The organism is Stenotrophomonas sp. pho (assembly GCF_006228405.1).
GTDB lineage: Bacteria > Pseudomonadota > Gammaproteobacteria > Xanthomonadales > Xanthomonadaceae > Stenotrophomonas > Stenotrophomonas sepilia.
Window position 1 is genome coordinate 3,324,687 of sequence record NZ_CP029759.1, and the last position, 16,762, is coordinate 3,341,448.

General features: G+C 67.1%; 16 protein-coding genes. 7 read left to right on the forward strand and 9 right to left on the reverse strand.

What is annotated here, in order from left to right:
* Positions 1-133 precede the first annotated feature (133 nt).
* The 7 genes from DL544_RS15640 to prpB all read right to left on the reverse strand — a co-directional run bounded on the left by DL544_RS15640 (position 134) and on the right by prpB (position 8,404).
* Positions 134-1,594, reverse strand: coding sequence for a bifunctional 2-methylcitrate dehydratase/aconitate hydratase (locus tag DL544_RS15640; RefSeq protein ID WP_139727501.1), 1,461 nt, complete (start codon positions 1,592-1,594; stop codon positions 134-136).
* A 124-nt stretch (positions 1,595-1,718) separates the two neighbouring features.
* Positions 1,719-2,897, reverse strand: a complete 1,179-nt coding sequence (gene prpF, locus DL544_RS15645; RefSeq protein ID WP_065196951.1) for a 2-methylaconitate cis-trans isomerase PrpF — start codon at positions 2,895-2,897, stop codon at positions 1,719-1,721.
* Positions 2,898-2,900: 3 nt separating this feature from the next.
* Entirely contained in the window at positions 2,901-3,263 is a 363-nt protein-coding gene (locus DL544_RS15650) for a type II toxin-antitoxin system RelE/ParE family toxin (RefSeq protein ID WP_139727503.1), read from the reverse strand.
* Positions 3,260-3,502, reverse strand: a complete 243-nt coding sequence (locus DL544_RS15655; RefSeq protein ID WP_139727505.1) for a type II toxin-antitoxin system ParD family antitoxin — start codon at positions 3,500-3,502, stop codon at positions 3,260-3,262. The genes DL544_RS15650 and DL544_RS15655 overlap by 4 nt, the downstream gene beginning before the upstream one ends.
* 99 nt (positions 3,503-3,601) lie before the next feature.
* Positions 3,602-6,220 (reverse strand): Fe/S-dependent 2-methylisocitrate dehydratase AcnD, encoded by a 2,619-nt coding sequence (acnD, locus tag DL544_RS15660; RefSeq protein WP_139727507.1) that lies wholly within the window; start codon positions 6,218-6,220, stop codon positions 3,602-3,604.
* A 97-nt stretch (positions 6,221-6,317) separates the two neighbouring features.
* Entirely contained in the window at positions 6,318-7,475 is a 1,158-nt protein-coding gene (gene prpC / locus DL544_RS15665) for a bifunctional 2-methylcitrate synthase/citrate synthase (RefSeq protein ID WP_005418357.1), read from the reverse strand.
* Positions 7,476-7,510: 35 nt separating this feature from the next.
* Positions 7,511-8,404 (reverse strand): methylisocitrate lyase, encoded by an 894-nt coding sequence (prpB, locus tag DL544_RS15670; protein WP_005418360.1) that lies wholly within the window; start codon positions 8,402-8,404, stop codon positions 7,511-7,513.
* A gap of 154 nt (positions 8,405-8,558) precedes the next feature.
* On the opposite strand from prpB, the gene prpR reads away from it, so the two are divergent.
* Complete coding sequence (gene prpR / locus DL544_RS15675; RefSeq protein ID WP_139727509.1) at positions 8,559-10,142, forward strand: propionate catabolism operon regulatory protein PrpR; 1,584 nt, start codon at positions 8,559-8,561, stop codon at positions 10,140-10,142.
* Positions 10,143-10,226: 84 nt separating this feature from the next.
* Here the strand turns inward: prpR and pdxH are convergent, their stop codons facing one another.
* Entirely contained in the window at positions 10,227-10,826 is a 600-nt protein-coding gene (gene pdxH, locus DL544_RS15680) for a pyridoxamine 5'-phosphate oxidase (protein ID WP_065178210.1), read from the reverse strand.
* 40 nt (positions 10,827-10,866) lie between these two features.
* On the opposite strand from pdxH, the gene DL544_RS15685 reads away from it, so the two are divergent.
* The gene (locus tag DL544_RS15685) at positions 10,867-11,694 is read left to right on the forward strand and encodes a kinase (RefSeq protein ID WP_139727511.1); all 828 of its coding nucleotides are present in this window, start codon (positions 10,867-10,869) and stop codon (positions 11,692-11,694) included.
* Between the two features lie 6 nt (positions 11,695-11,700).
* Here DL544_RS15685 and DL544_RS15690 read toward each other — a convergent pair whose 3' ends face one another.
* Positions 11,701-11,904, reverse strand: a complete 204-nt coding sequence (locus tag DL544_RS15690) for a dodecin family protein (RefSeq protein WP_005410663.1) — start codon at positions 11,902-11,904, stop codon at positions 11,701-11,703.
* Positions 11,905-12,002: 98 nt separating this feature from the next.
* Here DL544_RS15690 and DL544_RS15695 point away from each other — a divergent pair, with 98 nt between their 5' ends.
* From DL544_RS15695 to mdtD, 5 genes are all read left to right on the forward strand, one after another.
* A complete protein-coding gene (locus DL544_RS15695; protein WP_005418375.1) occupies positions 12,003-12,545 on the forward strand; it encodes a shikimate kinase in 543 nt (180 codons plus the stop codon).
* Positions 12,542-13,654, forward strand: coding sequence for a 3-dehydroquinate synthase (aroB, locus tag DL544_RS15700; RefSeq protein WP_005418377.1), 1,113 nt, complete (start codon positions 12,542-12,544; stop codon positions 13,652-13,654). The genes DL544_RS15695 and aroB overlap by 4 nt, the downstream gene beginning before the upstream one ends.
* A gap of 102 nt (positions 13,655-13,756) precedes the next feature.
* A complete protein-coding gene (locus DL544_RS15705) occupies positions 13,757-13,996 on the forward strand; it encodes a WGR domain-containing protein (RefSeq protein WP_053498927.1) in 240 nt (79 codons plus the stop codon).
* Positions 13,997-14,021: 25 nt separating this feature from the next.
* On the forward strand, positions 14,022-15,104 hold the full coding sequence (hemE, locus tag DL544_RS15710) for a uroporphyrinogen decarboxylase (RefSeq protein WP_032954409.1): 1,083 nt from the start codon (positions 14,022-14,024) through the stop codon (positions 15,102-15,104).
* Between the two features lie 92 nt (positions 15,105-15,196).
* On the forward strand, positions 15,197-16,606 hold the full coding sequence (mdtD, locus tag DL544_RS15715) for a multidrug transporter subunit MdtD (protein WP_005418383.1): 1,410 nt from the start codon (positions 15,197-15,199) through the stop codon (positions 16,604-16,606).
* Positions 16,607-16,762 lie beyond the last annotated feature (156 nt).

Genomic DNA, 16,762 nt, shown 5'->3' on the forward strand with positions numbered 1-16,762 from the left:
ATTATAGGCAGGCCGCGTCAAGGCGTTGGCGCCCCGGCGGTCGGAAACCCGGTTCCGCCCGGGACCCGCTAGCCGCCAACCTTGGCTGGCGCCCCCCACATGCCAACCAAGGTTGGCATCTACCAGAGCGGCCTCACCCCGGCTGGTACAGGTCCACATAGTCGGTCACCGGCATTGCCGCCAGCGCCACCGGATCCAGTGATGCCGCCAGGATGCGCTGCTGCTGGACTGTCGGGAAGCGGTGGGCCAGGTGCCGGCGGAACTTGTCCATCAGCAGCGGAATGCCTTCCTCCCGGCGTCGGGCATGGCCGAGCGGGTATTCCACCAGTACCTCGGGCAGCTCAGTACCGTCGCTGAAGCGCACGCCCAGGCCGTTGGCAATGCTGCGCTTGTCCGGGTCCAGGTAGTCGGCGCTGAGTTGCGGATCCTCATGGCAGGCCATCTTCGCCCGCAGGGCATCGATGCGTGGATCAGCGGCAACGTCGTCCTCGTAATCCTCGGCCACCAGCCGCCCGTGCAGCAGCGCGATGGCGACCATGTACTGCACGCAATGGTCGCGGTCGGCCGGGTTATGCAGCGGGCCCTGCTTGTCGATGATGCGGATGCAGGCTTCCTGGGTCCGGATCGCGATATGCGCGATGTCCTCGACCCGCCGCCCCATCGCACGCAACTGCTGGTGCAGCATGATGGCCGCCTCCACTGCGGTCTGGCCATGGAACTCGGCCGGGTAGCTGATCTTGAACAGCACGTTCTCCATCACGTAGCTGCCCAGCGGTCGCCCCAGCGTCAGTGCCTTGCCATGCATCGACACCGCTTCAAAGCCCCAGGTCGGCGCGCTGAGCACGCTGGGGTAGCCCATCTCGCCACTGGCCGCCATCAGCGCCAGGCGCACGCCACGGCTGGTCGCATCGCCAGCTGCCCAGCTCTTGCGCGAGCCGGTGTTGGGTGCGTGCCGGTAGGTGCGCAGGGACTGACCATCGACCCAGGCCAGCGACAACGCATTGAGCATGCGCTCGCGATCCAGGCCGAGCAGCTGCGCAACCACAGCGGTGGTGGCCACTTTGACCAGCACCACGTGGTCCAGCCCGACCCGGTTGAAGGAATTCTCCAGCGCCAGCACGCCCTGGATCTCGTGCGCCTTGATCATTGCCAGCAGCACGTCGCGCACGGTCGGAGGTGGGCGCCGCAGAGCCTGCGCGTTGCGCCCCAGCCAGTCGCAGATGGCAAGGATGCCACCCAGGTTGTCCGAAGGGTGCCCCCATTCGGCCGCCAGCCAGGTATCGTTGAAATCCAGCCAGCGCACCATCGCGCCGATGTTGAAGGCGGCCTGCACCGGGTCCAGCACGTAATGCGTACCCGGAACGCGCGCGCCGTTGACCACGCTGATGCCCGGCACCAGTGGACCAAGCAGTTTGCTGCAGGCCGGGAACGACAGCGCTTCCAGGCCGCAGCCCAGCGTGTCGAGCAGGCAGTGGTGCGCGGTCTGGAACGCCAGCGGTGAGTCGATGCGCGCGTCGCGCACGTAGTCGACGATGCCCACCAGCAGCGCATCCCACGCTGCACGCTCGTTGGATGGGGTGTGGCTGTCGGACATCATCGATCTCCTCGTTGCGGTGCACGGTCGCCCGTGCACCATGCCAACCAAGGTTGGCATCTACCAAAGCAATCTGTCTCTGCGGCCCGGTAGTCGCCAACCTTGGTTGGCGTTCACCAACGCATCACTCGACCGGTACCCGCACCTTGCCTTCCATCAGCACGCGGGCGCTGCGGCTCATGATGGCCTTGGTCACCGTCCATTGGCCGTCAACGAGACCGGCCTGCGCACCCACGCGCAACGTGCCGGAGGGATGGCCGAAGGTCACCGCTTCGCGTTCGCTGCCTCCAGCAGCGCGATTGACCAGCGTGCCCGGAATCGCTGCCGCGGTGCCGATCGCCACGGCAGCGGTACCCATCATCGCGTGGTGCAGCTTTCCCATCGACAACGCACGCGCATGCAGGTCGATCGCCGAGGCCGGAATGACCTTGCCACTGGACGACACGTAGTCCTGCGCCGGTGCCACGAAGGCCACCTTCGGCGTGTGCTGGCGGGTCGCCGCATCTTCCAGGTTCTTGATCAGCCCCATGCGCAAGGCGCCGTAGGCGCGGATCTTCTCGAAGCGCTCCAGCGCCCCCTTGTCCTCGTTGATCGCAGGCTGCAGTTCGGTGCCGGTGTAGCCCAGGTCGGCCGCATTGAGGAAGATGGTCGGAATGCCGGCGGTGATCATGGTCACCTCGAAACTGCCCACGCCCGGCACGTCCAGGGTGTCGACCAGGTTGCCGGTCGGGAACATCGCGCCCGCATCGCCGTCATCGGACGGATCGATGAACTCCAGCTGGATCTCGGCGGCCGGGAAGGTCACGCCATCCAGCTCGAAATCACCGGTCTCCTGCACTTCGCCATCGCGCATCGGCACGTGGGCGATGATGGTCTTGCCGATGTTGGCCTGCCAGATGCGCACGGTGCACAGGCCGTCGCGTGGCACGCGGGACGGATCGATCAGGCCGTTGGCGATCGCGAACGGACCCACCGCAGTGCTGAGGTTGCCGCAGTTGCCGCTCCAGTCGACGAAGGCGGTGTCGATCGAGACCTGGCCGTACAGGTAGTCCACATCGTGGTCCGGCACCGACGCGGTGGAAATGATCACGCATTTACTGGTGCTGGAGGTGGCGCCGCCCATGCCGTCGGTCTGCTTGCCATACGGATCGGGCGAGCCGATCACGCGCATCAGCAGCGCATCGCGTGCGGCGCCCGGCACCTGCGCGGCGTCGGGCAGGTCCTGCAGGCGGAAGAACACGCCCTTGCTGGTGCCACCGCGCATGTAGGTGGCGGGAATACGGAGTTGCGGGAGGAAAGTCATGGATCAGTATCCTGGGTGCGACGAACCAATATCGGGGTTGAGCTCCTCGTCTTCGAGCAGTGCTTCCATACCCCGCGAAGCATTCCAGATGCGCACGATGGAAACGTGCGCAAGTAGCTCCACGTAGTAGACCAGGTAGCCGTCGAAGCGACGAACCGGATGAAAACGCAACGGCGCTGGCAGCGAGGGCAACAGATCCGCATGCAATGTGGAACCAGCACCCGGGTGAGCCTCGACCAGCTTGACGACGGACTCCACCGCATCGATGAAGCCGACTTCCAGCACTTCTCCGCCCTGATCTGCATACCAGGCTGCTGCCTGGTCGAGATCTAGAACCGCTGCAGGAGACCAGTGCGAAGGTCTCACTTGCGGTTCCGAGCACGCTCACGGAGCTTGTCGAAGTGATCCGGCGCCAGAGGCGCCGAAGGACCAGAAGACAGCCCCTCGGCAATCAGCTGCTTGAGCAGTTCTTCGGCCTTGCTGCGCTGGCGCTGGCGGATCAGGTCGCGCACATAGTCCGACGTGCTGGAGTAGCCGCCTTCGCGCACTTCTTCGTCCACGAACTGCTTGAGCGGATCAGTCAGCGAAATGTTCATGGTGGCCATGAGACTCTCCATTGGCAGTTTTTGCCAAGTCAGTGTGCGCCCTGCCCAGGTGTCGGACAAGCCCGCCCCCGGCCTCCGGGGCAGGCATTCAGGCCGGTATCACGCCACCTTGGCGCCTTCCAGGAAGTCCTGCGCGAAGCGCTGCAACACGCCACCGGCCTCGTAGATCGCCACTTCCTCGTCGCTGTCCAGGCGGCAGGTGACCGGCACGATCACGTCCTGGCCGTCGCGGCGGTGGATGACCAGCGTCAGCTCGGCGCGCGGGGTGCGCTCGCCGACCACGTCGAAGGTCTCGGTGCCATCGATGCCCAGGGTCAGGCGGGTGGTGCCCGGCTTGAACTCCAGCGGCAGCACGCCCATGCCGATCAGGTTGGTACGGTGAATCCGCTCGAAGCCCTCGGCCACGATCGCCTCCACGCCAGCCAGGCGCACGCCCTTGGCGGCCCAGTCACGCGAGCTGCCCTGGCCGTAGTCGGCACCGGCAATGATGATCAGCGGCTGCTTGCGCTCCATGTAGGTCTCGATGGCTTCCCACATGCGCATCACCTTGCCTTCCGGCTCCACGCGCGCCAGCGAACCCTGCTTCACGCTGCCGTCGTCGTTGCGCACCATCTCGTTGAACAGCTTCGGGTTGGCGAAGGTGGCGCGCTGCGCGGTCAGGTGGTCGCCGCGGTGGGTCGCGTAGGAATTGAAGTCCTCTTCGGGCAGGCCCATCTTCGCCAGATACTCACCGGCGGCACTGGAGGCCAGGATCGCGTTGGACGGCGACAGGTGGTCGGTGGTGATGTTGTCCGGCAGCACCGCCAGCGGGCGCATGCCCGACAGCGTGCGCTCACCGGCCAGTGCGCCCTCCCAGTACGGCGGGCGACGGATATAGGTGCTCTGCGGGCGCCAGTCGTACAGCGGGCTGACCGTCGCGCCGTGCTCCACGCGCACATTGAACATCGGGTTGTAGACGCGGCGGAACTGCTCCGGCTTGACCGAGGCCTTGACCACGGCGTCGATCTCGGCGTCGCTCGGCCAGATGTCCTTCAGGCGCACCTCGTTGCCGTCGGCGTCCACGCCCAGCACGTCCTTCTCGATGTCAAAGCGTACGGTGCCGGCGATGGCATAGGCGATCACCAGCGGCGGCGACGCCAGGAAGGCCTGCTTCGCATACGGGTGGATGCGGCCATCGAAGTTGCGGTTGCCCGACAGCACAGCCGTGGCGTACAGGTCACGGTCGATGATCTCCTGCTGGATGGCCGGATCGAGCGCGCCGCTCATGCCGTTGCAGGTGGTGCAGGCGAAGGCGACGATGCCGAAGCCCAGCTTTTCCAGGTCCGGCAGCAGGCCGGCCTCTTCCAGGTACAGCTGCACCGCCTTCGAGCCGGGCGCCAACGATGACTTCACCCACGGCTTGCGCAGCAGGCCGCGCTCATTGGCCTTGCGTGCCAGCAGGCCGGCAGCGATCACGTTGCGCGGGTTGGAGGTGTTGGTGCAGCTGGTGATGGCGGCGATGATCACCGCGCCATCCGGCATCAGCCCCTGTGCCTGCTCGGCCTTGCCCGCTGCCAGCTTGGCCTCGTCGGCGATGCCGCGCTCGGCCAGCTCGGCGGTCGCCACGCGCTTGTGCGGGTTGGACGGGCCGGCCATGTTGCGCACCACGCTGGACAGGTCGAAGCGCAGCACGCGCTCATACTGTGCGGTGGCCAGGTCGTCAGCCCACAGGCCGGTGGTGCGCGCATAGTTTTCCACCAGCGCCACCTGCGATTCCTCGCGCCCGGTCAGGCGCAGGTAATCGATGGTCTGCCCGTCGATGTAGAACATCGCGGCGGTGGCGCCGTATTCGGGGCACATGTTGGAGATGGTGGCGCGGTCACCGATGGTCAGTGCCGCCGCTCCCTCGCCGAAGAATTCAAGGTACGCGCCGACCACGCGCTCCTTGCGCAGGAATTCGGTCAGCGCCAGCACCACGTCGGTGGCGGTGATGCCCGGCTGCGGCCTGCCGGTCAGCTCGACGCCGATGATATCCGGCAGTCGCATCCACGAGGCACGACCGAGCATCACGTTCTCGGCTTCCAGGCCGCCCACACCAATGGCGATCACGCCCAGCGCATCCACGTGCGGGGTGTGGCTGTCGGTGCCCACGCAGGTGTCGGGGAAGGCTACGCCGTCCTGCACGTAGATCACCGGCGACATCTTCTCCAGGTTGATCTGGTGCATGATGCCGTTGCCCGGCGGAATCACGTCCACGTTCTCGAACGCCAGCTTGGTCCAGTCGATGAAGTGGAAGCGGTCTTCGTTGCGGCGATCCTCGATCGCGCGGTTCTTCTCGAACGCCTGCGGATCGAAACCACCACACTCCACCGCCAGCGAGTGATCGACGATCAGCTGCACCGGCACCACCGGATTCACCTTGGCCGGGTCGCCGCCCTTGTCGGCGATCGCATCACGCAGGCCAGCCAGGTCGACCAGTGCGGTCTGGCCGAGGATGTCGTGGCACACAACGCGCGCCGGGAACCACGGGAAATCCAGGTCACGGCGGCGCTCGATCAGCTGCTTCAGCGAATCGGCGAGCGTGCCCGGATCGCAGCGGCGCACCAGGTTCTCGGCCAGCACGCGCGAGGTGTACGGCAGGGTGGCATAGGCGCCGGGCTGGATTGCATCGACGGCGGCGCGCGCGTCGAAATAGTCCAGCGCGCTGCCGGGGAGGTTCTTGCGGTAATCGGTATTCATGGGCTGGCGGAATGCTTGGGGCGGGCCGGGTGCCGGCGGTGCGGCGGCGAAAGCATCCGGCCGGCACGCGGCCGGCCGGATGGGGACAGCAGGTGGATCAGACGCGCTTGTCGATGGCGACGAAGTCGCGGTCTTCCGGACCGATGTAATTGGCGCTCGGGCGGATGATCTTGCCGTCGATGCGCTGCTCGATGATGTGCGCGCTCCAGCCGGCGGTGCGCGCGATCACGAACAGCGGGGTGAACATCGCGGTCGGCACGCCCATCATGTGGTAGCTGACGGCGCTGAACCAGTCCAGGTTCGGGAACATCTTCTTGATGTCCCACATCACCGATTCCAGGCGCTCGGCGATGTCGTACATCTTCATGCTCGACTGTTCTTCGGACAGCTCGCGGGCCACGTCCTTGATCACCTTGTTGCGCGGATCGGAGACGGTATAGACCGGATGGCCGAAGCCGATCACCACTTCCTTGCGCTCGACGCGGGCCTTGATGTCTTCCTCGGCCTCATCCGGATTGTCGTAGCGCTTCTGCACTTCGAACGCCACTTCATTGGCGCCGCCGTGCTTCGGGCCACGCAGTGCGCCGATGCCACCGCAGATCGCGCTGTACATGTCGCTGCCGGTACCGGCGATGACACGACAGGTGAAGGTCGAGGCGTTGAACTCGTGTTCTGCGTACAGGATCAGCGAGGTGTGCATCGCCTTCACCCACGAGTCCTGCGGCTTCTCGCCGTGCAGCAGGTGCAGGAAGTGGCCACCGATCGAGTCATCGTCGGTTTCCACGTCGATGGCACGGCCGTTGTGGCTCCAGTGGTACCAGTACAGCAGCATCGAGCCGAGGCAGGCCATCAGCTTGTCGGCAATGTCGCGCGCGCCCGGATGATTGTGGTCATCCTTCTCCGGCGCCACGCAGCCGAGCACGGACACACCGGTGCGCATCACGTCCATCGGGTGTGCCGACGGCGGCAGTTCTTCCAGTGCGGCCTTCACCGCGGCCGGGATGCCACGCAGCGACTTCAGCTTGGCCTTGTACGAAACCAGCTCGGCGCGGGTTGGCAGCTTGCCGTGCACCAGCAGGTAGGCGATTTCCTCGAACTCGCTGGTGTTGGCCAGGTCCAGGATGTCGTAGCCACGGTAATGCAGGTCGTTGCCACTGCGGCCCACGCTGCACAGCGCGGTGTTGCCGGCGGCGGTGCCGGACAGGGCGACGGACTTCTTCGGCTTGAAGGTCGGGGTTGCGGTCGTATCGTTCATGTTTCCCTCCGAAACTTGATGGTGCAGGGTACTGCTTATTTCTTGGCGGCGAACAGCGCATCGAGCTGCTGCTCGAAGGCGTGGTAGCCGATGCGGTCGTAGAGTTCTTCGCGGGTCTGCATGGTTTCCACCACGTTGCGCTGGTGGCCATCGCGGCGCACCGCCTGGTAGACGTTCTCGGCCGCCTTGTTGGCCGCGCGGAACGCCGACAGCGGGAACAGCTGGATCGCAACACCGGCCGAAGCCAGTTCATCGCGGCTGAACAGCGGGGTGGCACCGAATTCGGTGATGTTGGCCAGCACCGGCACCTTCACCGCGTCGACGAAGCGACGGTAGGTGTCCAGGTCGTAGGCCGCCTCGGCGAAGATACCGTCGGCACCGGCCTCGACACAGGCAATGGCGCGCTCGATGGCCTTGTCCACGCCGTCCACCTGGATGGCGTCGGTACGCGCGATCAGGAAGAAGTCCGGATCGGTCTTGGCATCGGCGGCAGCCTTCACGCGGTCGACCATTTCACCCTGCGAGACGATCTCCTTGCCCGGACGGTGACCGCAGCGCTTGGCGCCAACCTGGTCTTCGATGTGGCAGGCGGCCGCGCCGGCCTTGATCAGCGATTTCACGGTGCGCGCGATGTTGAACGCACTCGGCCCGAAGCCGGTATCGATGTCCACCATCAGCGGCAGGTCGCAGACATCGGTGATGCGGCGCACGTCCACCAGCACGTCTTCCAGGGTGTTGATGCCCAGGTCCGGCAGGCCCAGCGAGCCCGCGGCAACACCGCCGCCGGACAGATAGATGGCGCGGAAGCCGGCGCGCTTGGCCAGCAGGGCGTGGTTGGCGTTGATGGCGCCGATCACCTGCAGCGGCGATTCGGCAGCAAGCGCCTCACGGAAGCGGGCACCGGCGGAGAAAGGGGCGGAAGCGGTCATGCGGCAATCCAGGTTGGAGAACGGATAGGTAGGCGCAAGCACCATGCCAAGCTGCAAGCCGTTGATTTCACAGGGATGACCGCCACGCAATAGTGAAACGTATGAAACACTGAAACGGATGTATCATGAAACATCACGTCGACCTCCAGCCGCCATGTACCTGCCCCGCTCACCCCTGCGCCACGCCGACACCGACCCCGGTCGCCCGGTGATCTGGACGGTCAGCGTCTCGCGCCTGACCGGCCTGCTCGGCGATGTCATTCCCGAATTCGATCGACGCGCGCGCATCGAGCAGATCAACCTAGGTTTCGAGGAAGCGGTGGATGTGATCGGTCAACGCCTGCGCCGCGAGCATTGCGACGTGGTCATCGCCGGCGGCTCCAACGCGGCCTGGCTGCGCGGTCGGCTGGAGCTGCCACTGGTGCCGATCCAGGCCAATGGCTTCGACCTGATGGAAGCGTTGGCCCGTGCCCGCCGCATCGCCAGCCGCATCGGCCTGGTCACCCACGCCAGCGACGTACCGGCGTTCAGCAACTTCCAGCAGAGTTTCGGCCTGGATATCGAGCACCGCCGCTTCGTCACCCGCGAGGATGCGCGCGACTGCATCGCCGACCTGCGCGCCAACGGCATCGAGGTCATCGTCGGCACCGGCATGGCCATCGACCATGCCGAGCAGGCCGGCCTGCCGGGGGTACTGCTCTATTCGGCCGACTCGGTGCGGCAGGCGTTTGAACATGCGCTGGAGCTGACCCAGGCGCTGGCCCGCTCCAGCGGCAACCGAGCCGCCCCGCGCCGGCGCCCGGCAGCGCGTGCCGACACGCATGAACTGCTCGGCGACAGCCAAGCGATGGCCCAGGTGCGCGCACAGATCGCGCTCTACGCACCGCACGACAGCACGGTGCTGGTCACCGGCGAAACCGGCACCGGCAAGGAACTGGTAGCGCGTCAACTGCACGCCGCCAGCGGCCGTCGCGGGCGCTTCGTGGCGCTGAATTGCGGCGCCATCAGCGAATCACTGCTGGAAGCCGAACTGTTTGGCTACAGCGATGGTGCCTTCACTGGTGCACGGCGCGGTGGTCGCGTGGGCCTGGTCGAGGCCGCCGATGGCGGTACGTTGTTCCTGGATGAGATCGGCGAACTGCCGCTGCCGTTGCAGACCCGCCTGCTGCGCGTGCTGGAAGAACGCGAGGTGCTGCGTGTCGGCGCTACCGAACCGACCGCAGTCGACCTGCGCGTGGTGGCCGCCACCCTGCAGTCGCTGGAGCAGCGCGCGGCGACCGGCAGCTTCCGTCGCGACCTGTATTACCGGCTGGCCGCGCTACGCATCGCCCTGCCCCCGCTGCGTGCGCGGCGCAGTGACATCCCGCTGCTGGCACAGCACTTCTTCCGCCAGCTGCGTGGCATCGACGCGCCATTGGATGAGGATGCACTGGCGTTGCTGAGCGCGGCCGAGTGGCCGGGAAACGTGCGCGAACTGCGCAATCTGGTGGATCGACTACGCATCCACTGGCAGCCGGCTGAAGGGCCTATTGATGCTTCGCGACTGCTGCAGCTTGCGCCCGAGCTGGCAAGCGAAGGCGCGGCGGCACTGCCGCTGGAAAGCAACGGCAAACGCCCGCCGCGTGCGCAGCTGGAAGCATTGCTGCAGGAACATCGCAATGACCGCGAGGGCATGGCACAGGCGCTGGGCGTATCACGCACCACGCTATGGCGCTGGCTGCGCGCGGAGGGTCTGTAGAGCCGAGCCCATGCTCGGCTGCTTCTGCAGGGACAACAGCCGAGCATGGGCTCGGCTCTACAGCAGCCCCGGCACCGCCCTGACTTACGGATACAGCAGTCGCTTGCTCCAGCGCCCTTCAGCACCGGCTTCATAGCACCAGCGCTCGTGCAGGCGGAACTGCGCGCCGTACCAGAACTCGATGCGGTCAGGCACCACGCGCAGGCCGCTCCAGCCGTCCGGGCGCGGCACGTCCTGGCCCTCGAAGCGGGCTTCGACCTCGGCCACGCGCGCGTCGAATTCCTCGCGCGTGGCCAGCGTCTTCGACTGCTGCGAAGCCCAGGCGCCGATCTGGCTCATCCGCGGGCGGCTGGCGAAATAGGCGTCGGCCTCGGCATCGGCCACCTGCTCGACGCGACCCTCGATGCGCACCTGGATGCCGGCCTCGCGCAGGCTGCGCCACAGGAACAGCAGTGCAGCCTGCGGATTGGCCTGCAGCTCCCGGCCCTTGTGGCTGTCCAGGTGGGTGTAGAACACGAAGCCACGCTCATCGAACGCCTTCAGCAGCACGGTGCGCGCCGACGGACGGCCGTGCGTATCGGCGGTGGCCACGGTCATGGCGTTCGGCTCGACCTCGCGGCTCTGCCTGGCCTCTTCGAACAGGCTGGCAAACGTGGACAGGGCTTCGGCGTACAGGTCGCTCATGATTGCGTTCTTCTCACACGGATTGGGCTATTGTGGCTGCATGGCCGCTGCTGCGTATATGCCCCAGGTGAAAGGATTCCCCGAAACATTGGCCGAACAGGTGCTGGACGACGCACTGGGCAGTGGCGCAGCGGTTCCAGTATTGGCGATCAGCGGCCTGCAGGGGAGCGGCAAATCGACGCTGGCCGCGCAGGTCGTGGCCCGCGCCCAGGCACGCGGCCTGAACGCCGCCACGCTGTCCATTGATGATGTCTACCTGACCCGCGCACAGCGGCAGCGGCTGGCCCGCCAGGTGCATCCACTGCTGATCACCCGGGGCCCGCCGGGAACCCATGACCTGCCGCTGGCCCACGCAGTGCTGGATGCGGTGGCCGCGCGCCAGCCCTTCGCGATGCCGCGTTTCGACAAGCTGGCCGACGAACGCCTGCCCGAAGCGCAATGGCCGCGCCTGCACCAACCGCTGGACCTGCTGGTGTTCGAAGGCTGGTTTCTGGGCACGCCCGCGCAGGATGACAACGCGCTGGACAGCCCGTTGAACGCGCTGGAGCGCGAGGCCGACGCCGATGGCCGCTGGCGGCGCTGGTGCAACCAGGCGCTGGCCCGCGACTACCCGGCGCTGTGGCAGCGCTGCGACCGGCTATGGTTCCTTCATCCGCCGGATTTTTCGGTGGTACCGCGCTGGCGCTGGCAGCAGGAGCAGAACCTGCAAGCCGCGCAGCCGGGCCGGCACGGCATGAGCCGGCCACAGCTGGAGCGCTTCGTGCAGTACTACGAGCGGGTCAGTCGGCAGGCACTGCACACCCTGCCCGCCCTCGCCGACCACGTGGTGGTACTGGACGGCCAGCGCCAAGTGCAGGACGTGCGCTGAGCACGCCTATTCCACCAGGAAGGTCACCCGCAGGTTGACCCGCCATTCGGTGATCTCGCCGCTGCCATTGGTGACCACCTTGGTCTCGTTCACCCAGGCGCCCTGGATGCCCTTGACCGTCTCGGAGACCTTCTTCAGCCCACTGCGCACGGCGTCCTCCACGCTCTTCGGCGAGGAGGCGGTGATTTCGATGACCTTGGCGACCGTCATGGCCTGTACTCCGGCTGGCGCGGGAGACCCCGCTGGAACGCCTACCCTGACGTGAAGAACGTAAAGGCCAGGGCACGGAGGTGTTAGCATCAGAGGGCATGAATCCTGCTCCGAACCTGATCCTGATCGGCCCGATGGGCGCCGGCAAAACCTGCATCGGCCGCCGCTTGGCCGAGCGCTTCACGCTGGACTTCGTCGATGTCGACCAGGCCATCGTCGATGCCGCCGGTGCCAGCATCCCGACCATCTTCGAGCACGCCGGCGAAGCCGGTTTCCGCAACCATGAACGCGAGGCCCTGGCCCGTGTGCTGGAAGGCCGCGGCCAGCTGGTCTCCACCGGCGGCGGCGCGGTGCTGGACCCCGACAACCGTGCACTGATCGCCCGCCGCGGCTTCGTGGTCTACCTGCGGGTCAGCGTGACCGCGCAGCTGGAACGCCTGGCCCGCGACAAGGGCCGGCCGCTGCTGCAACGCCCGGACCGCGAGCAGGTGCTGCACGACCTGGCCGCACACCGCGACCCGCTATACCGCGAACTGGCCGACCTCACCCTCGATACCGACCCGTACACCGCTGCCGATGCGACTGCCCAGCTGGTGGTCAAGCTGGCCACGCAATGGCAGCGCCAGGACCTGACTGCATGACTTCCCCCGCCCTGCTGCAGGTCGCCGTTGGCGGCGACCGCCCCTACACCATCACCATCGGCGCCGGTGCCCAGGCCGATGGCGCTGCACTGGCCGCGCACGTTCGCGGCCGCCACGTGCTGCTGCTCAGCGACAGCGAAGTCGCCCCGCGCTATCTGGCACCGGTGAAGCAGACCCTGCTGGCCGCGCGCCCCGACCTGATCATCGGCGAGCACGTGCTGGCCGCCGGTGAGGCCTCCAAGACGCTGGCCGAATTCGGCCGCGCGATCGAAGCGCTTGCGGCGCTCGGCGCCACGCGCGACGCCTGTGTCTTCGCCCTCGGCGGCGGCGTGGTCGGTGACCTTGCCGGATTTGCCGCCGCCTGCTGGATGCGCGGCGTGGACTGCGTGCAGCTGCCGACCACCCTGCTGGCGATGGTCGATTCGTCGGTGGGCGGCAAGACCGCCGTCGACATCCCGGCCGGCAAGAACCTGGTCGGCGCCTTCCATCCGCCGCGTGCGGTCATCGCAGATACCCGCGTGCTGGCCACCCTGCCGCCGCGCGAACTGCGTGCAGGCCTGGCCGAAGTGGTGAAGTACGGTGCGCTGGGCGACGCGGTGTTCTTCGAATGGCTGCAGCAGCATGCCGATGCGCTGGTCGCCGGTGAAGACCACGTGCTTTCCGAAGCCATCGCGCGCAGCTGCCGGCACAAGGCCGCCATCGTCGAGCGCGATCCGTTCGAGAAGGGCGAACGTGCCCTGCTCAACCTCGGGCATACCTTCGGCCATGCCATCGAAACCGAGCAGGGCTACTCGGCTCCAGGCCGCGATGCGCTGAACCATGGCGAGGCGGTGGCGGTGGGCATGGTGCTGGCGGCGAAGCTGTCCACCGACCTCGGCCTGGCCGACGATGCCGACCGCGCTCGCCTGCAGGCACTGTTGGAACGCCTCGGCCTGCCGGTGGCGATCCCGGCCGGGCTGGACCCGCAGGCCCTGCTCGGCCGCATGCGCCTGGACAAGAAGAACGTGGCCGGCCGCCTGCGCCTGGTGCTGTGGCGCGGCATGGGCCGCGCCGAAGTGGTGCCGGACGTCGATGAGGCGGCGGTACTGAAGGTGCTGTCAGCCAGGTAGAGCCGGCCGCTGGCCGGCTCCTCCACGCATGAAGTTGCCGGCCAGCGGCCGGCACTACCACGTTGCGGCAGGGGTCACCCCTGCCCCGCTACAATCGGCGCCATGCACGTCTACCTGCAACATCCCGACGCCGGTGCGCAGGCACCGCGTTTCCTGCGCCTGAGCCTGCAGCCGGACCTGTTCGGCGGCTGGGAGCTGCTGCGCGAGAGCGGCCGCGTCGGCAGCCGCTCGCAGCTGCGGCGCGAGCTGTTCCTGCAGGCCGACGACGCCCGCCACGCCTTCGAGAAGGCCCGCGATGCCGAACTGCATCGCGGCTTCCAGATCCTTTCGCACGGCGACTGACGCCGCTGCTCCTCCCGTCCAAGGAATGCCCATCGTGACCAGCCCTCTCCGCAACGATCGCCTGCTGCGCGCCCTGCGCCGCGAACCGGTGGACTGCACCCCCGTCTGGCTGATGCGCCAGGCCGGCCGCTACCTGCCGGAATACCGCGCGACCCGGGCCAAGGCCGGTAGCTTCCTGGCCATGGCCAAGACCCCGGAGATCGCCTGCGAAGTCACCCTGCAGCCGCTGCGCCGGTTCCCCCTGGACGCAGCCATCCTGTTCTCGGACATCCTCACCATTCCCGATGCGATGGGCCTGGAGCTGTACTTCGTCGAAGGCGAAGGCCCGAAGTTCCGCCATCCGGTGCGTGATGAAGCGGCCATCGCCAAGCTGGCGGTGCCGGACATGGAGCAGGACCTGGGCTACGTGATGGATGCGGTACGCCTGATCCGCCGCGAGCTGGACGGCCAGGTGCCGCTGATCGGCTTCTCCGGCAGCCCCTGGACGCTGGCCTGCTACATGGTGGAAGGCGGCGGCAGCAAGGATTTCGCACGCATCAAGGCGATGGCGCTGAACCATCCGCAGGCGCTGCACCGCCTGCTGGAGGTCACCACCGAAGCGGTGATCGCCTACCTCGGTGCGCAACGCGCGGCCGGTGCGCAGGCGCTGCAGGTGTTCGACACCTGGGGTGGCGTGCTGTCCCCGGCGATGTACCGCGAGTTCTCGCTGCGTTACCTGCAGCGGATTGCACAGGGCCTGGATCGCGGCGAAGGCAGCGAGCGCACGCCGCTGATCCTGTTCGGCAAGGGCACCGGCCTGCACCTGGAAGCACTGTCGCAGACCGGCGCCGATGCACTTGGCCTGGACTGGACGCTGGACCTGGACGAAGCAATGCGCCGCACCGGTGGTCGCGTCGCGCTGCAGGGCAACCTCGACCCGACCACGCTGTACGCCTCGCCGGATGCGATCGCCACGGCCGCAGCGCGCGTGCTCGACACCTATGCCGCCGGCAACGGCGGCTCGCGCGAAGGCCATGTGTTCAACCTCGGCCACGGCATGTCGCCGGACATGGACCCGGCGCATGTGCAGGTCCTGGTCGACGCGGTGCACGCGCACAGCCAACGCTGAGCATTCCGCATGCCATCACGGCGCGATGTTGATCGCGCCGTGACCCGCAGTGCGCGATCATGGCGGCCCCCACGCTGCACCGGCCACACCCCATGTCCACATCGCCATCGACCTACAACCGCCAGCGTCCCCTGCTGTGGCTGGTGTCCCTGGCGATCTTCATGCAGATGCTGGACTCGACCATCGTCAACACGGCGCTGCCAGCGATGGCGGCCAGCCTGGGCGAGAGCCCGCTGCAGATGCAGTCGGTGGTGTTCAGCTATGCGCTGGCGGTCGCCACCTTCATTCCCGCCTCGGGCTGGATCGCCGACCGCTATGGCACCCGGCGCACCTTCCTGGTGGCGATCATCCTGTTCACCCTCGGCTCGCTGGCCTGCGCGTTGGCCCAGCACCTGCACCAGCTGGTCGGCGCGCGCGTGCTGCAGGGCATCGGCGGTGCGATGCTGCTGCCGGTCGGTCGGCTGGCGGTGATGCGCTCGGTGCCGCGCGAGGATTTCCTGCGCGCGATGAGCTTCATCGCCATCCCCGCGCTGGTCGGCCCGCTGATCGGCCCGACGCTGGGCGGCTGGCTGGTCGAGATCGCCTCATGGCACTGGGTGTTCCTGATCAACCTGCCGATCGGCGTGATCGGTTTCATCGCCGCGATGAAGATCATGCCCGACCATTACGCCAGCCATCGCACCCGTTTCGACCTGCGCGGCTACATCATGCTGGCCTTTGCGATGGTGGTGCTGTCGCTGGCCTTGGACGGCATCTCCGGACTCGGCACCCCACACGCGCTGGTGATGCTGATGACGGTCGCGGGCCTGGCTGCGCTGGTGGGCTACTGGCTGCATGCCGCCAATTCCACCGCACCCTTGTTCTCGCTGGCCCTGTTCCGCGTACCCAGCTACCGCATCGGCATCCTCGGCAACCTGTTCTCACGCATCGGCAGCAGTGCCATGCCGATGCTGATCCCGCTGCTGCTGCAGGTCGGCCTCGGCCTCGGCCCGATGAACGCCGGCCTGATGATGGTGCCCGTAGCGGCGGCTGGCATGGTGTCGAAGAAACTGGCAGTGAAGCTGGTCGAACGTTACGGCTACCGCCGCGTGCTGATGACCAACACCGTGCTGGTGGGGCTGGCAATGGCCAGCTTCATCCTGATGACACCTGGCCAGCACCTGGCCTGGCGCCTGGTGCAGCTTGCGTTCTTCGGCGCGGTCAATTCACTGCAGTTCACCGTGATGAACACCGTGACGCTGCGCGACCTTGACCGCGAATTCGCCAGTTCCGGCAACAGCCTGCTGTCGATGGTGATGATGCTGGCCGCCGGTTTCGGCGCTGCGGCGGCCGGCAGCCTGCTGGCCGCGTTCGGCAATCACCTGGACAGCAACAGCGCGACCGCCGCGCTGCATGCCACATTCCTGTGCGTGGGCGCGATCACCCTGACCTCGACGATGATCTTCTGGCAGCTGCCTGACACCAAGCCCGAACCGCGGCAGGTCGAGCACGTCGCGGAGTGAGGATGGTTCGGCAGGGCCTGCGGCCCTGCACCCGCGGTAGTGCCGGCCGCTGGCCGGCAACAGCAACAGCCAAAGCGGCATTCCGTGGGTTGGCGGGGCGGTGTCGCAGTGCGGGGACGCCGCAAGTACGTCCCTGTAGGCTTGTCAGCCGCATCC

Bases quoted from the DNA above. Each gene is read 5' to 3' on its own strand.
- DL544_RS15640 (WP_139727501.1), bottom strand. From the start codon at position 1,594: ATGTCCGACAGCCACACCCCATCCAACGAGCGTGCAGCGTGGGATGCG.
- prpF (WP_065196951.1), bottom strand. From the start codon at position 2,897: ATGACTTTCCTCCCGCAACTCCGTATTCCCGCCACCTACATGCGCGGT.
- DL544_RS15655 (WP_139727505.1), bottom strand. From the start codon at position 3,502: ATGGCCACCATGAACATTTCGCTGACTGATCCGCTCAAGCAGTTCGTG.
- acnD (WP_139727507.1), bottom strand. From the start codon at position 6,220: ATGAATACCGATTACCGCAAGAACCTCCCCGGCAGCGCGCTGGACTAT.
- prpC (WP_005418357.1), bottom strand. From the start codon at position 7,475: ATGAACGATACGACCGCAACCCCGACCTTCAAGCCGAAGAAGTCCGTC.
- prpB (WP_005418360.1), bottom strand. From the start codon at position 8,404: ATGACCGCTTCCGCCCCTTTCTCCGCCGGTGCCCGCTTCCGTGAGGCG.
- prpR (WP_139727509.1), top strand. From the start codon at position 8,559: ATGTACCTGCCCCGCTCACCCCTGCGCCACGCCGACACCGACCCCGGT.
- pdxH (WP_065178210.1), bottom strand. From the start codon at position 10,826: ATGAGCGACCTGTACGCCGAAGCCCTGTCCACGTTTGCCAGCCTGTTC.
- DL544_RS15685 (WP_139727511.1), top strand. From the start codon at position 10,867: ATGGCCGCTGCTGCGTATATGCCCCAGGTGAAAGGATTCCCCGAAACA.
- DL544_RS15690 (WP_005410663.1), bottom strand. From the start codon at position 11,904: ATGACGGTCGCCAAGGTCATCGAAATCACCGCCTCCTCGCCGAAGAGC.
- DL544_RS15695 (WP_005418375.1), top strand. From the start codon at position 12,003: ATGAATCCTGCTCCGAACCTGATCCTGATCGGCCCGATGGGCGCCGGC.
- aroB (WP_005418377.1), top strand. From the start codon at position 12,542: ATGACTTCCCCCGCCCTGCTGCAGGTCGCCGTTGGCGGCGACCGCCCC.
- DL544_RS15705 (WP_053498927.1), top strand. From the start codon at position 13,757: ATGCACGTCTACCTGCAACATCCCGACGCCGGTGCGCAGGCACCGCGT.
- hemE (WP_032954409.1), top strand. From the start codon at position 14,022: ATGCCCATCGTGACCAGCCCTCTCCGCAACGATCGCCTGCTGCGCGCC.
- mdtD (WP_005418383.1), top strand. From the start codon at position 15,197: ATGTCCACATCGCCATCGACCTACAACCGCCAGCGTCCCCTGCTGTGG.